Source organism: Paracidovorax valerianellae (assembly GCF_900102625.1).
Taxonomy (GTDB): domain Bacteria; phylum Pseudomonadota; class Gammaproteobacteria; order Burkholderiales; family Burkholderiaceae_C; genus Paracidovorax; species Paracidovorax valerianellae.
Window position 1 is genome coordinate 121888 of sequence record NZ_FMZC01000002.1, and the last position, 15187, is coordinate 137074.

General features: G+C 66.3%; 14 protein-coding genes. 13 read left to right on the forward strand and 1 reads right to left on the reverse strand.

The annotated features are described in order from the left end of the window. Window positions 1-62 precede the first annotated feature (62 nt). The 13 genes from BLT03_RS03240 (at window position 63) to BLT03_RS03300 (ending at window position 13093) form a co-directional block, all read left to right on the forward strand. Window positions 63-464: a DUF2628 domain-containing protein gene (locus BLT03_RS03240; RefSeq protein WP_092740310.1), complete on the forward strand. Its 402-nt coding sequence runs from the start codon at window positions 63-65 to the stop codon at window positions 462-464. A gap of 365 nt (window positions 465-829) precedes the next feature. Continuing rightward, complete coding sequence (locus BLT03_RS03245; protein WP_245711222.1) at window positions 830-1690, forward strand: hypothetical protein; 861 nt, start codon at window positions 830-832, stop codon at window positions 1688-1690. Window positions 1691-1748: 58 nt separating this feature from the next. Then, entirely contained in the window at window positions 1749-1961 is a 213-nt protein-coding gene (locus BLT03_RS03250) for an AlpA family transcriptional regulator (RefSeq protein ID WP_092741013.1), read from the forward strand. 46 nt (window positions 1962-2007) lie between these two features. Further along, complete coding sequence (locus tag BLT03_RS03255; protein WP_092740312.1) at window positions 2008-2859, forward strand: ParA family protein; 852 nt, start codon at window positions 2008-2010, stop codon at window positions 2857-2859. Continuing rightward, window positions 2843-3082 (forward strand): hypothetical protein, encoded by a 240-nt coding sequence (locus tag BLT03_RS03260; protein WP_092740314.1) that lies wholly within the window; start codon window positions 2843-2845, stop codon window positions 3080-3082. The genes BLT03_RS03255 and BLT03_RS03260 overlap by 17 nt, the downstream gene beginning before the upstream one ends. Beyond that, window positions 3082-4743, forward strand: coding sequence for a ParB family protein (locus tag BLT03_RS03265; RefSeq protein WP_092740316.1), 1662 nt, complete (start codon window positions 3082-3084; stop codon window positions 4741-4743). The genes BLT03_RS03260 and BLT03_RS03265 overlap by 1 nt, the downstream gene beginning before the upstream one ends. Before the next feature lie 13 nt (window positions 4744-4756). Next, window positions 4757-5317, forward strand: coding sequence for a DUF2857 domain-containing protein (locus BLT03_RS03270; protein ID WP_092740318.1), 561 nt, complete (start codon window positions 4757-4759; stop codon window positions 5315-5317). Window positions 5318-5321: 4 nt separating this feature from the next. Further along, window positions 5322-6566 (forward strand): STY4528 family pathogenicity island replication protein, encoded by a 1245-nt coding sequence (locus tag BLT03_RS03275; RefSeq protein ID WP_092740320.1) that lies wholly within the window; start codon window positions 5322-5324, stop codon window positions 6564-6566. A gap of 358 nt (window positions 6567-6924) precedes the next feature. After that, a complete protein-coding gene (locus BLT03_RS03280; RefSeq protein WP_245711223.1) occupies window positions 6925-7779 on the forward strand; it encodes a PFL_4669 family integrating conjugative element protein in 855 nt (284 codons plus the stop codon). Further along, on the forward strand, window positions 7776-8315 hold the full coding sequence (locus BLT03_RS03285; RefSeq protein WP_092740322.1) for a DUF3158 family protein: 540 nt from the start codon (window positions 7776-7778) through the stop codon (window positions 8313-8315). The genes BLT03_RS03280 and BLT03_RS03285 overlap by 4 nt, the downstream gene beginning before the upstream one ends. Window positions 8316-8447: 132 nt before the next feature. Next, complete coding sequence (locus BLT03_RS03290; RefSeq protein WP_092740324.1) at window positions 8448-8834, forward strand: single-stranded DNA-binding protein; 387 nt, start codon at window positions 8448-8450, stop codon at window positions 8832-8834. Window positions 8835-8997: 163 nt separating this feature from the next. Further along, window positions 8998-11040 (forward strand): DNA topoisomerase III, encoded by a 2043-nt coding sequence (locus BLT03_RS03295; RefSeq protein WP_092740326.1) that lies wholly within the window; start codon window positions 8998-9000, stop codon window positions 11038-11040. Between the two features lie 496 nt (window positions 11041-11536). After that, a complete protein-coding gene (locus BLT03_RS03300; RefSeq protein ID WP_092740328.1) occupies window positions 11537-13093 on the forward strand; it encodes a DNA cytosine methyltransferase in 1557 nt (518 codons plus the stop codon). A gap of 562 nt (window positions 13094-13655) precedes the next feature. Here BLT03_RS03300 and BLT03_RS03305 read toward each other — a convergent pair. After that, window positions 13656-14648, reverse strand: a complete 993-nt coding sequence (locus BLT03_RS03305; protein ID WP_092740330.1) for a hypothetical protein — start codon at window positions 14646-14648, stop codon at window positions 13656-13658. Window positions 14649-15187 lie beyond the last annotated feature (539 nt).

Consider the following 15187-nt stretch of genomic DNA (forward strand, 5'->3'; position numbering starts at 1 on the left):
CGCGAGCCTGCGCCGCCTTGCATCACACCACACCGCCCATTCCATCCGCAGGACATGCACCTATGAACGACACGGCCCAGGACTATTCGCAATACAGCCCCAAATGGCAGTTTCGATTCGATTTCTATGACCGCTACGGCGAGCCGAAATCCTCCACCTTCAAAGCAGCGATGCGGTCCAGCACGTTGTCGTTGGGCCAGAAGATCAAGCTCAACATGAATTTCTATGCGTTCTTCTTCGGATTCATCTACTACTTCGTTCTGGGCATGTGGCGCAAGGCGCTGGTCTTGATCGGCGTGTCGTTCGTGGTGGGCTTCATCTGCGCTTTCCTGCCGGAATACGTGCTGCGTGCCTTCAGCTTTGCGTACGCCCTATTGGTGGGCATGACCGCCAACTACGGCTACTACCTTCATAAGATCAAGGGCAGTACCAGCTGGAATCCCCTGGAGGGCGTGCGTTGGTAAGCACATGCGCAGCCCCACTCGATCGCCGTTGATAGCGGCGATCAAGAAGCCACACAGCGCGTTACATGACACCTACTGCGGGGGGATTTACCCGGCGATGACCAACATAGATTCTATCTGGCGGAACAAAACAGCACGTGCGATGCGGGAGGCATCGCGTGCCGGCAAGAACAACACGCGTTCCCGGTACCACGCACGCTGCAATACAGCGTTTTTCCAGTAGTTCGGACTCCTACCAACAATGCGGATGGATGGAACGGGCACAGGTCCTGATCCAGCACTCGAGCGCGCATCCGCCAGGGACCACCTTGCCATGGAAAGCTGCAGGACAGATCACGCGCGACAGGGGGAAGCAGGAGTTCGCAATGGAGTTGCGACAGATGCTCTTGAGAAACGAAGCCCGATCAAGCCCATTATGCAAAGTGTATTACCGCCCGATCGAAGCGGCCATCCGCTGGAGTGGTCTGCACCGCCACGAAGCGATGATCCTAAACGTCCTTGGGCATCGACAGACCCCCACCCTCCATGATTTCCCCCGCTGGCCTGCGCTGAGTCTGAATGCCGAACGCATCTACGACGGTATCCTCAATGAGGAACTGGCGTATGGATACAACGGCCTTACCGCACGCGGTGCGACGCCCCCAACCGGCACCCCCGAGCACTTCGATCTGGAGGGCCTGACTGTGCGGCACACCGATCTTCGGGCGTGGATGCAGCGCTGCTATCCTGGCCAACGACCGCGCTTTCTCTTCTCCGCTACAGAGCGTGCCGCCCATCCGATCATCACCGTGGAGGTCGGCCAGGCAATGCTGGCGGAACAGGCCGCAACGCATGCGCTTTTGCGCCAGTGCCAACAGCAGAACCGGTCCCTGCAAGCGCGGTACGAGGCGCTACTGTCACGGCAAGCTGCCGTCCCCACGCCCGAGGCACCAGCGTCACCGCTCAGTGATCGCGCGGAAACGACCTACCTCAACATCATCGGGGCACTCATGGACTTGTTGCTGGGCAAGTCGCCGTCCGGAAAGCCGTATTCCGACTTCCGCACCCAGGAAGCCGTGATCAGCGCTCTGCTGGCCCACAACGGCGGGCTGATGGGACTGACCGAACGCACGTTGCAAGGCAAATTCGCGCGCGCCAAGCGGCAGGTCAACGCACGTCAGCCACCTCCAGCGCAAGACCGTATGTGCGGTCGGGAAAACCGCATTTACGGTGTCCAAAGGGACTGAATCCGATTCCACTGGCTACCTGTCCGAACAACGCCAGCGAGCGTCAGGAATGGCCATCATGTCTTTGCAGAACCCGTCCCCCGACACGCCCTCCAACCGCCGCATCTTGCGCCGGTCACAGGTCGAAGCCCGAACCGGAATCAAACGGGCGCACATCTACGGCCTGATGAAGGCTAAGAAGTTTCCTCAGCGGGTGCGCCTGGGCGTGCGCGCGGTCGGTTGGTACGAAGCGGAGATCGACCAATGGCTCGCAGACCGGGAGCGCGCATGAGGCGCCTTGCCCCCTCTTTTTTGCATGCCGAACGGAGACCCCAGGCATGAGGGTGGTGTCGATCATCTCGACCAAAGGCGGTGTCGGCAAGACCACCACCGCCGCGAATCTGGGTGGCTTCGCCGCCGATGCCGGCCTGCGAGTGCTGCTGCTCGACATGGATATCCAGCCCACGTTGTCGAGCTACTTCACACTCAACCATCGCGCACCCGGTGGCATTTACGAGCTGCTGGCCTGGAACGAACGCGACCTCGGGCAGCTGGCCTCACGCTCGTCGATCGAGCGGTTGGACATCGTCCTGTCAAACGATGGACAAGGTCAGTTGAATACTTTGCTGCTGCATGCCGCAGACGGGCGCCTTCGACTGCGCAACCTGCTGCCCGCGTTCCAGCAGCACTACGACCTGATGCTGATCGACACGCAGGGCGCCCGCAGCGTGCTGCTGGAGATGGCTGTGCTGGCATCGGACCTATCCCTCTCCCCGGTCACCCCTGAGATACTGGCTGCGCGCGAACTGCAGCGTGGCACCCTGCAACTGATGCAGGAGCTCGCTCCATACCAGCATCTGGGTATCGAGCCGCCGCCCCTGCGCCTGCTCATCAACCGCATTCACCCCGTCTCCGCGAACGCGCGCCAGATCCAGCAAGCGTTGCGCGAAGTCTTCCAGCAACGCTCCGGCATCCAGGTCCTGGAGACGCCGATCCCGGCGATCGAGGCCTATCCACGGGCTGCCTTGCGGGGCGTTCCCGTCCACCGCATGGAATACCGCCGCCCGAACGGCCGCGCCGCACCGGCGGCCCTGGAAAGCCAGTGCGCGCTGGCCAGCGAGTTGTTTCCGCAGTGGCGCGAGCGCTTCCTACGGGTCTCCGGGAAATTTCCATATGGCCTCCCTGCCTGATCTGCGCTCCATGCGGCGCGCCCTGCGCCGCTTGATCGCTTTCGCCCAAGCCGAGGGCTGGGAGTTCGTGATTCGCTCGGACGCATCCCGATGCCTGTGCAAGCGCGGCATGCCTTGCATCCATCTGGGCGCGCCCTCCAGCTTCGGCAAACTGGCGCGAGTGCGGCAAGGCACCGCAAGCTGCCGGTGTCGCGCCGCGCACGCGCGCGAGACGGGGCCGTGATGGCCACCCGCCAGGACTCAGGCCTTGCCGACCATTTGCTGGCACAGGCGTTTCATCGCACGGGACCGGCCACTTCGGAGCTGACCGACCCCATCGCCGACACGCCGATGGTGGTGACGCTGGACCAGTTGCGCCCGTACGACCTGAACCCGCGCGTCACGGTCAATCCGCTCTACGCCGAGATCAAGGCATCCATCCGCGAGCGGGGACTCGATGCGGCGCCCGCGATCACGCGCCGGCCCGGCGAGGCCCACTACACCATCCGCAACGGCGGCAACACGCGGCTGGCCATCCTGCGCGAGCTGTGGGCCGAGACCAAGGACGAACGGTTCTTCCGCATTCCCTGCCTGTTCCGGCCCTGGCCCGCCCGAGGGGAAATCGTCGCCCTCACCGGCCATCTGGCCGAGAACGAACTGCATGGGAGCCTGACCTTCATCGAGCGTGCGCTCGGCGTGGAGAAGGCCCGCGAACTCTACGAACAGGAGAATGGCGGCAAGCCGATGACGCAGGCGGAGCTGGCGCGGCGCCTGGCGGCCGATGGCTACCCCGTGCCACAGCCCCACATCAGTCGGATGCGAGACGCCGTGCAGTACCTGCTGCCCGCGATTCCCTCGCTCCTCTACGCGGGCTTGGGGCGCCACCAAGTGGAGCGGCTGTCGCTGCTGCGCAAGGCCGGCGAGCACGCCTGGGCGCAGCGCGCGATCGCGCAGGCGCCGACGATGGAATTCGCGAACCTGTTCCAGGAAGTGCTCTCGGGCTTCGATGCACTGCCTGACGGTTTCTCCTACGAGCGCGTGCAGGACGAATTGATCGGGCAGATGGCGCAGTGGCTGGAGGCGGACTACGACACGCTGGCCCTGGACATCGCCGGTGTGGAAAGCCGCCAGCGGGCCCTGCTGAGCGTACCCGCACCCTCGCCGAGCCCGGGCGGCGTGGCAGCGCCTGCATCGCAGGCAGCGGCCTCCACGCGCCCCGAGATACGCTCTGAAACGCCCCCTGCAACGCCCCGCGCGCCGTCCGATCCCACCCCGCGCGCCGCCGGCGCACGGGATGCGGACCATGCCGCCCTCGTCTCGCCCCGCGACACGCCGGATCCGATGGAGGCGCGCGTGCAGGACCATGTCGTCTCCCCTGCCGCGAGCACCGAGCGCCTGCAATCCCTGCAGAAGCTGGTGGCCGACCACCACGGCGAAGCATCGCCCTCCTTCGCCGACAACGTCGTGCAGGCGATTCCCGTGCAGGCCGGCGGCCTCTATCCCATCTCGGACGTCTGGCACATCGATCCCGGACTGGACACCCCCGACCGCCTGCGCGTGCACATCGCGCAGTTCGCGCGCGAGATCGCCGCCGAGGGGAGCGCAGCCGACCGCATCGCCGCCACCGACCACGGCCTGGGATTCGCATGCGACGAAGACCCCGCTGCGGTGGCGCCCCTGGCCCACGCCATGCTCGCGCTGCTGCGGGCGCTGGAGGCGGGCTACGCGGGACCAGCAGCCCTTGCCGCGCCTTGCACGCTGGCCGAGGCACTGACGCCCCTGCTGCGCCCCCACGGCACCGCGCCGCGCCTCAGCGACAGCGGCCTGGTAAAACTGTTTCGCCTGCTGCGGTTGGCACGCCGGCTGGCCGAAGTCGAGGCCGGCGCCGACGCCATGCCCACCTGACCGGCCTGCTGCCATGACCGCACCCCACCCGCTCAACCAGGCCGTGATCGCCCAAGCGCTGCACGACCTGCGCAACGGCCAGCTGCGCCGCGCCCGGTCCATGGGCTTCGGCGATGCCGAGCTGGCCGCGCTCAAGCGACCCGACCTGGTGAGCGTGCTGCTCAACGCGTCGGTGTCGTGGTGCTCGGTCACGGTCAACCGCGAGGTCGTGCGGCGATTGCTCGGCCAGGTGCAGGACGTGGAGCGCGAGATCTCCACGGTGGACCGCATGCTGCGCCTGGGCGCGAGCACGGAGATGGTCAGCACCTTCTACGGCCTGTCGCACCAGGAGGTGGCGTTGCGCCGCGAGATCCTCGGACTGCCCAAACGCAAGGGACGCCACCCCGTGCTGAGCGAGGCGCAGGATGCCGACCTGTGGGCGCGCTGGCGCGCCGCTGCTCGCGAGCGAGGCGTCGCGCTCGAAGACGACATGGCGATGCTGGACGTGGGGATGGACCTGGCCCAGGACATGGCCCTCCCGCTGTCGGTTGTCTGGGCCGCGATACAGGGCTGGATCGCGCAAGGAATGGTGTAGGGCCATGGCGACGTCGGGGACGCCCCGGCCGGCCGGCCCGCGCCCGCTCTCGGCCGTGCTCGATGACGCCTGGCGGCAGGTCCAGGCCGGTGCACCCAATACAACCCTGCCACCCCGTCCCGCCGCGCCGTCCGCACCCGCGTTGCAGGACGGGTTCCTCTACAGCGGCAATCGCCAGGAGAGCGTCCCCCGCGCGCTCTTCCTGGACCGGCGGCTCACGCCGCTGGAGCGCAATGCGTGGCAGGTATTCCGGTTGCAGTTGCAAGGCGATGGACTCACCGCATTGCCCACCTATGAGCAGTTGCGCCCCTATCTGTCGGCCATGCCCTGCGGACCCAAGGCCTCGACCGAAACCGTCGCGCGCGCACTCACGCTGCTGCGGCTCACGCGTTGGCTGAGCCTGGTGCGCCGCCGACGCGACCCGCGCACCGGGCGCATCCTGGGCAACCTGTATGTGCTCCACGACGAACCGCTCACGCCGTTTGAGGCGATGCAACTGGACGCCGGCTACCTTGGCTTGGTCAGTCAGGCCCTCACGCATGCCAGCAAGGCCGTGCAGCAGGTCGGCCTGCACACGCTGCAGGAAATCGCCGAGGATCCACTGCTCAACGGACGCGTGCTGCCCACGCGGCTGCAAGTGCTCGCCGACCGCATGGCCCGTGGCGGGATGGACGCCTTGCACGGCACAGAAACTTGTCCACAGGAGACACCCTCCCACGAATCCGAAGGCAGCGCGCACGACCGCCTTCGGATGGCCGATGCACCCACTTCGGATTCCGAAGCCGGTCGCCAACCCGCGTCGCAGGCCTCCGTTCGGAATCCGAAGCAGGACCGTACCGTACGTAGTAGTTCTCTCTCAGAAATACGTACGGTACCGCGGGTGCAGGCGCGCACGGACCTGCGCCTGCCCGCGCTGTTTCTCCGCTTGAAAGACGAGCAGCAAGCCGGTGCGCTGGTTGCGTTGGAGCAGGTGCCGGCGGCGCAGCGCCAGGCGGTGGTCGACGAGTGGGCGGCGCGCTGCCGGGACAGCGCGGTGCGCAGCCCGGCGGGCTACCTGTTCGGCATCATCCAGAAAGCCCTTCGCGGCGAATTCAACGCGTGGGCCGGTGCCAGGGGCGCCACCGACGGCGGCGCGTCTGCGCCGCCACCACCAGCGGCACCACCGCCCCCTGCCGCTCCCAAGCCTGCGAGCCGCGAAGTGGTGCAGGCCCATCTGGACCGGCTGCGCGCCATCTTGCGAAGCCCCTGAGCAATGCGCAGAACATCGTGGCGCTTGGCAGCACCAGACCCCGGGTATCAACCGAACACGCTGCCTTCCCTCGGCACAGGACGATCGGGAGGCCGACGAGCCATCACGCACGCCCCTTTCGAAGCCAGCAGACATCCCTGGCGGTCCATGGCACTAGACCCAGGGTATAGGCGGAACACGCGGCCTTCCCTGGCACCTCGCACCGACGAAAGCACCAGGGCGAACCCGGCGCGTTCGCACGCGCGCGGTCGGCGCCAGCAACACCAAACAGGCGGCCATGGGCTGCGTTTTGTTCACGGACAGCCTTCCCTCTCAGCGACGACGCTGGCGGCTCGTACATCCCTCAGCGAGTTGTCCTATGGCCGAAGCCTCCAATCCCCCCGCCCTGCAGCTCAATCTCGGATCGCTGCGCAGCGCGATGTCGCTGACGCTGCACACCCACCACGCCTCCCGCATCTGGCATGGCCGCGCCGCCGCCGAAGGACGGCCGGGCATCGTCGGCCTCAACGGCTACATCGCCGTCATGAACAAGATGAAGCGCGGCGCCGAACAGGACGATCCTTACTCGGACTGGTGGATGTTGCGCATCGAGGAGAAGCTCGCGCAGACCGACACCGCCCTGCGGCAACTGCGCGAGCAGGTGGACAGCGCTCTCGCCGACGTGCCGCCCGCTCTATCGCTGGGCGACAACCTCAACGTGCAGCCCATCCGGCTGCCCCTTTTCGTCAATGCGCAACTGGGCTTCATGGCGGTGTACCTGCTGGCCGACTACGACGAGCTGGCGCGCAAGCTGATCCTGGCCCACCATACGGCGCTCATCGACCGCTCGACCCTGGAGCGTTGGCTCAACGAGGGTGCCCATGCCCTGCGTAGCCTGTTCTCGCTGGCGCAGCAGTACCGCTATTCCGGCTGCACCCGCGACGACTTCGCCGCCAAGAATGCTGCAGCCCGCGCAGCGTTGGAAAAGTTCGGCGAACTGCCTCAAGAGGTGCTCGAAGGCACGCGCCGCTCGCGCTATGCGCCACCGATCGTCCGGCGCTCGGCACTGGCGGCGACCGCGCGCAGCAGCGGCAGCACTGATGGTGGTGGTGCCGGCGGCGACGACGAGGGCACGTTCGCCATCGAGGGCGATGGCCGCCCTGTGCCAGGCACCGCTGACGTCAGCCCATCGGCCACACGGGATGGCGAAGATGGCGGGGGCACGCCGGCATGAACCACGCACCATCCACCAGCGCGCCAGGCCGTCGCTTCGTGCCGCTGGAACAGGCGGACTTCCGCAATCTGCGACAGGCAGCCTCTCTAAAAGGCCTTTTACAGCCTTTTAAAGGTAAGGGACCTTTGAGGCTCTGGGCCAGCGAGTGCCACGCGCTGCGGGACGATCTCGCCGCCTTGGCGCAGCAGCGCGTGCTGGCGCAGGCGAGCCGATATCCGTTTCTGCTGCTGCCGGTCCAGCTGGCCCAGCAGACCACTGGCGCAGGCACGCGATTTTTGCGCTGGCGCAGCCACGATCGCTCGGCGATGGGCGTGGCGCTATGGCAAGACCTGATGGAAAACCCCGCAACGCCGGACAGCTTGGTTGACGACCTCTACGCGATGGAGGTCGAGCGCGTGGTGCTGAACATGCAGGTGAGCCTGCTGCACACGCTGGGCCGCCAGGCCCTCGATTGCGCCACCAAGCTGGAGCAAGCCCATGCCTGCCATCAGCGCCGCAACGGCCTGCCCCCGCATACCGCAAATCCTGCGCCATGAACGCAGCGGCGGCCTGCACGAGGACGTACGGGCACGGCGGGAACCTGCGCCCGACCGGACGTTGGATCGATTCGCGACACCTGCATCGGCGCCTGCCATGCAGTTCTTTCAACCCACCTGGAGACTGATCCCATGAGCACGTATTTCAGCGGCGAAGGCAACATCGGCTCGCCCCCCGAGTTCGATGAGTACCCGAACGGCAACGACGAGCCGCGCCGCGTCCTGCGCCTGAACGTGTATTTCGACAATCCCGTTCCCAACAAGGACGGCTCGTTCGATGACCGCGGCGGGTACTGGGCGCCGGTGGAGTGGTGGCACCGCGATGCCGAGCACTGGGCCACGCTCTTTTCGAAAGGCATGCGCGTGATGGTCCGCGGCCGGCAGGAGCGCGACGACTGGACCGACAGCGACAACCAGCCGCGCACCACGTACCGAATCAACGCGCGCAGCGTCGGCATCCTGCCCTATCGCCTGGAGTCGGTGGCGCTCAGCCCGAAGCCGGGCACCGCCAGCGATTGACCCATGCACAACCCAACACCGCGGTCGAGACCTGCGAATGCGCTGCCTCGCGAAGGCGGCGCAACACGGTGACCGCGGCGCGCGCGTTGTTGGCTGTGGTGCGCGCGCAAGCCGGGAATGCTGATGGACATTCGGTGACCGTCACGCACTTTCGGGAGGCATCATGCGCGTGGTTCTATGCGAGAAGCCGTCCCAAGGCAAGGACATCGCCAAGGTCCTGGGCGCACACCATCGCGAGGCGGGCTGCTACGGCGGCCCGGGCATCAAGGTCACCTGGGGCATCGGCCACCTGATCGAGGCGGCGCCCCCGGAGGTCTACGGCGAGCAGTACCGGCGCTGGGCGCTGGAGACACTGCCCATTCTTCCCCAGCACTGGCAGTGGGTCGTCAAGACCCAAACCGCCGCGCAATTCAAAGTCGTCCGGCAACTGTTGGCACAGGCCACCGAACTGGTGATCGCCACCGATGCGGACCGAGAGGGCGAGATGATCGCCCGCGAGTTGATCGACTACTGCGGCTACCGCGGACCGATCAAGCGGCTGTGGCTGTCGGCGCTCAACGATGCCTCGATCCGCAAGGCGCTGGGCACCCTGCGGGCTTCGGGCGAGACGCTGCCGCTCTACCACTGCGCGCTCGCGCGCTCCCGTGCCGATTGGTTGATCGGCATGAACCTCAGTCGCCTGTTCACCCTGCTCGGCCGGCAGGCCGGCTACGACGGCGTGCTGTCCGTCGGGCGCGTGCAGACCCCCACGCTCAAGCTGGTGGTCGACCGCGACCGGGCGATTGCCGCATTCGTGCCCGTGCCGTTCTGGTCCATCGAGGTCTCGCTCTCCGCCAGCGGACAGACGTTCATTGCGCGCTGGACGCCGCCGGCGGGCTGCACCGACGACGCCGGCCGGTGCCTGCAGCCCGCGGTGGCGCGGCAGGCGGCCGATCACATCCGCGCCGCGGGCGCGGCCCAGGTGGTCGGCATCGACACCGAGCGCTTGCGCGAGGGACCACCGCTGCCGTTCGACTTGAGCACGCTGCAGGAGGTTTGCTCCCGGCGCCTCGGACTGGACGTGCAAGAAACCCTCGACATCGCGCAAGCGCTCTACGAAACGCACAAGGCCACGACGTACCCGCGCACCGACTCCGGCTACCTACCCGACAGCATGCTCGCCGAGGTGCCCCTGGTTCTCGACAGCCTGGTCAAGACCGATCCCAGCCTGCGCCCGCTCATCGCCCAGCTCGACCCCACCCAGCGCTCGCGCGCATGGAACGACTCCAAAATCACGGCGCATCCCGGCATCACTCCCACACTGGAGCCGGCCGACCTGTCCGCCATGGGCGAGAAGGAGCTCGCCGTCTACCGGCTGATTCGCGCGCACTATCTCGCCCAGTTCCTTCCCCACCACGAATTCGATCGCACCACCGCGCAGTTCACCAGCGACGGCCAGGCACTGCAGGCGGTCGGCAAACAGGTCGCCGTGCCGGGCTGGCATCTGGCCTTCGCAGCACCGCCCTCCCCGCCGGAGGACGCGGACGCCGAGACGGATGACGCGCGGCCGTGCGACCAGGTCTTGCCGGTGCTGCGCGAAGGCACGGCGTGCCAGGTCGAGTCCCTCGATCTGAAATCGCTCAAGACCCTGCCCCCCAGGCCGTACACGCAAGGCGAACTGGTCAAGGCGATGAAGACTGTCGCCAAGCTGGTCACGGACCCGCGCCTGAAGCAAAAGCTCAAGGAAACGACCGGCATCGGCACCGAGGCGACGCGCGCCAACATCATCAGCGGCCTGCTCGGCCGCGGCTACCTGCTCAGGAAAGGACGCGCGGTCCGTGCCTCCGACACCGCCATGACGCTCATTGATGCGGTGCCGGCGGCGATCGCCGATCCCGGCACGACCGCGATCTGGGAGCAGGCGCTGGACATGATCGAAGCGGGGCAGATGCGCCTGGACACGTTCGTCGAGAAGCAGTCCGCCTGGGTCGCGCAGCTGGTGCAGCAGTACCGCGGTGCGACGTTGGCCATCCGCATTCCCCAGGGCCCCCACTGCCCGCTATGTGGCGCGGCGACGCGCCAGCGCAGCGGCAAGACCGGGGCGTTCTGGTCTTGCTCGCGCTATCCCGACTGCAAGGGCACGCTCCCCATCGGCCCAGCCAAGACGCGCCGCGCCAGCAGCGGCAACGCTGGCACAGCACGCACCCCGCGCGGGCGCTCCCACTAGCCTCCCGACAGGCCCCTCTACCCGATCGCATCGCCCTCCGCGCCGATGCGTTGTCCTCGCGCCCCCCGCGAGGCACCCAGCACGCTCAAGCCTTCTGCAAGGTGTGCCCGCCGGCACTGGCGTTCGTGCACCGGCCGGCGTGAAGGCACCTTCCTGCCCAGCCCGCGCCAGCGGGACGAACTGATCGCGTGTTCCCGTTTGCGCGGCGGGTCCCCAGGCGCCTTGCGATGCGAGCCGCCCGGAGACCCGCTGGGTCGACGGCAGTCAATGCCGGCGCCTACCGGCGAAACAACAGGTGCCCTTTGTGCGCGGATGCGTGCCAGGGATTGTCGGCCCCAGCCACGACACGGGCCGGGTGAAGGCTGAGACAGCGGACGGTTCCACCGACGACCGCGTGCTGTGCCAGTCCACGGGTGGTCGCTTCCTCGCGAGCCGGAGACCCACGGTCTCCGGCGTCTTTCTGCTGACTTCCCCCCACTGCGAACAGGAGACCCCCATGAACCCCCACCCCCCAACCAACACCGCATTGGCGTACGGCAGCGTGTGCAGCGGCATCGAGGCGGTCAGCCTCGCCTGGGAACCGCTCGGCCTCGTGCCGGCATGGTTTGCCGAGACCGATCCGTTTGCCAGCGCGGTGCTCGCCCACCGCCACCCCCGCGTGCCGAACCTCGGCGACATGACGCAACTGGCGCATCGAATCCGCGCCCGCGCCATTGCCGCGCCCGACATCCTGGTGGGCGGCACGCCCTGCCAGTCCTTCAGCGTCGCCGGCGCCCGCCAGGGGCTCGCCGATCCGCGCGGCGCCCTCACCCTGGCCTACGTGGAGATCGCCAATGCCATCGACCAAGTCCGCACCCGTGCCCGCCGCACGCCAGCCACGCTCGTCTGGGAAAACGTCCCGGGCGTCCTCAGCGACCGCGGCAATGCCTTTGGCTGCCTGCTGGGCGCACTGGCCGGCGAAGACCGTGCGCTCGAACCGCCAGGGCCCCGATGGACGAACGCAGGTTGTGTGTCTGGACCGCGCCGGCGCATCGCCTGGCGCGTGCTCGATGCCCAATATTTCGGCGTCGCCCAGCGCCGCAGGCGCTTGTTTCTTGTGGCAAGTGGTGGAGACCACATCGATCCCGCCGAAATACTATTTGAGCGCGAAGGCCTGCGCGGGGATCCTTCGCCGGGCTGCGCACCGTGGCAAGACGCTGCCGGCGCTGCTGGACCACGCCCTGCGCGCGCAGGCGGCCCGACAGGGCTGAAATCGCCCTACGGCCAAGTCACCGTGTCGCTCGGCTTCGGCAACGGCCAGGGGCCTGTCGATGTCGCGGCCTGCCTCATGGCCGCCGGCCCCCGGCACGACCTGTGCACCGAGACGGTTCTCGTGCAGTCGGTGGCCGGACGCATCAGCCACACGCTGGACACGGCCAAGGGCGGCAAGGGGTGCGGCGAGGATGGCACCGGCAAGGGTGTCCCGATCATTGCCTTCACTGCACAAGGATGCGGTGCCGATGCAGCGCTGGGACTGTCGCCGACGCTACGCGCCGGTGGGCATCGCTCAAGCCATGCCAATGCCGGCGTGGTCCCCGCCATCGCCTTCGCACAAAACTCCCGCGGCGAGCTGCGCTGGGAGTCCGGCCACGGGCAGATCGCCGGCACGCTGTCCACCGGCGGCGGCAAGCCCGGCCAGGGCCGTCCCATGGTGTTGAGCATGGCCCTGCGCGGCCGGGACGGTGCCGCCGCCGCAAGCGAGCCTGCACCGCTGTCGCTGCGCACGAGCGAGGGCGATGGCGGTGAACGCGCGCCAGCACCTAGCCATGAAGCGCACTTCCTCTGCGAAGCACCAACCGCCGGCTTGCATGGCCTGCACTGGCGGGTGCGCCGGCTGATGCCCAGGGAGTGCGAGCGCCTGCAGGGAATGCCCGACGACTACACGCAGGTGCCCTACCGGGGCAAGCTGGCGGCCGACGCGCCGCGCTACAAGGCCATCGGCAATTCGATGGCCGTGCCGTGCGTCGCTTGGCTCGGTGCACGCCTGAGACGTAGCCTGGTAGGGGAGTCCTGACAAGCCTCCGGGCGATTCCGCGCTGCGCGACGCAAGGATTCCGATGGCACACGTCGTGTACCCGCGCAACGATAGCCATGACGACCTAGAGCCATGTGGCCGCTCGACACGGGGATGCCTACGCAGCGCCGATGCGGCATCTAGCTATATGACCGGCATCTCAGCCTGCAAGATGCCGGTCAATAGCATGTCTGCATGGCGCGTCCGGAAGACTTTGCATCGGACATGAAATAGTGGGGCTCGGTCTGGCCGAAGTGTAAGGGTAGCGGTGCGGTCATCGCGAGCATTGCCAGCACGGCAATTACTGAAGACCGATGGATCGCTTATGTCAATCGTCAGTGGGAAAACGCGGCCCGACACCCGTGCCTACTTCCAGTCTGGGGAATCAGCCATACACTCGATGGCGCATTGGGTATGCGCGCACCCAGAACGCCTTTGGGTGAGGTGGTGATGGTGTGCTTGTGCCGTGATCAAAACTCTGATTTCACCGAAACCAGTGAGTGTCCAGCAGTGAGCGACCCCACTGCAAATACATTCTCCAGCAGCAGCGCTGTTGAGCTCCCTATTTCCCGCGGGCATAGTCAATCTGCTCTTGAATGTAGCCATCCAGCTGTGAGATATATTCCTCAAGCGCCTCGCGAAACGCCTCCGTCTGCTTCATAAAGTCGCAGTATTTCTTGAGCGCTGCGTCCGCACCCCTCTCATTCTTCAATGAGCTATGCCGCCGCTTCCAACTGGCAATCGGATCCGTCTTTACCTGCCAGTTATAGTTATGCCCAAGCCATTCCACATACCCCCCAAGATTCGATGCCTTACACCCATTAGCATTCGCGAAGGCCCTGGCCTCTTCAGTCCAAGAAAGTGGCCAAGCTTGGCAGTGTCTAACCGCCTGATCTCTGCTCGGACGGTCGGGAGCGTTTGCCGAGATATAGTCGAGCCAAGAGTCAGCCTGTTCGATTGTCGAGAGCATGTCGGCCTGCAGGTCTTCGATCAGGTTCTCACCAAGCGCGTCGGCGACCTCTGAAAGTCGGCCGGACGCCCTGGCAAACGCATCCTTCTGATCGAACAGGTCGGGCCTACCGAGATACTTCACTGCCCGGTGCGATATCTGGTCACCCGAATAAATACCGAAGAAAGTAGGCTTGTAGGCGCCCAGCAAAGCGCACGCCGCTTTGAAGTAAAACACCGCAAGTGAATGCAAGATGCCCTCGTGGCGACTTCCTTGGTGGTAAGCAGAATTCCTGAACGAGTGCAGGTACTGGATGCTGTCCGCCATTGCCGCAGAGATGATCTGAGTTTCTCGGGCGTAGGCCACTTTGGCATCGAAGTTCCGACCTGTAGCCGCTACCGCAGTCTTCCATTCCGGTTTGGGCTGCTTGTTCGATGCGAAAGCCTGGCCCCACATGACCTTGTCCTTCGCGTGCTGGTGAAGAACCAGTTCCACGACGTTGTCGACAAGCATCAGCGCAAATCGATCAAAGTTCCTGTCGCGAATCGCGAGTTGATCGATGGCTAGGTCAAGTTGGTCGATTTGGTCAGCGAAGAATTGGTTCATGGAACATTGTCCGGCTCAGCCACAGCAAGTCTAACCGGCCGCAAGTTCCTTGCGCCTTTTCGGGCGGGGGCTATGGCGCCCTTCGGACCGGACAGTCCTTCGGTTCTCGACCACAATACTTGGCCGAACAGGCGGCCTACGACCTGTGGCAGGCAGAACACCGCGAGCATCCCCGCATTGCACGCCTGCAACTGGCCTGATTTCTCACCGCCCTTTCCCTCCCTTTCCCCATGGCCCCGCATTCCGATCCGGGGCTTTTTTTTGCCTCGGCAATCCGGACGGCGCGGGATTCCGATTTCCGGCCGAGGCGGCCAGGCGCGCGCGCGAAGCTGGCTGCATGTGTCGCTGACGCCGTCAGCACCATGCCAGCAGCCAGGGTCCCCGAGGCTGCCGCGGGAGTTTCTCCCGCGCGATCCGCCCGTCCGCCATCGCATCGAGTCCGCGGACACGCGTCCTGGTGACGCCGATGCCGATTCATCCACTGCCTGCGGGAGCTGCCATCCCGTCAGGGATTGCTCGATCTCGCTTCTTCCAGGAGT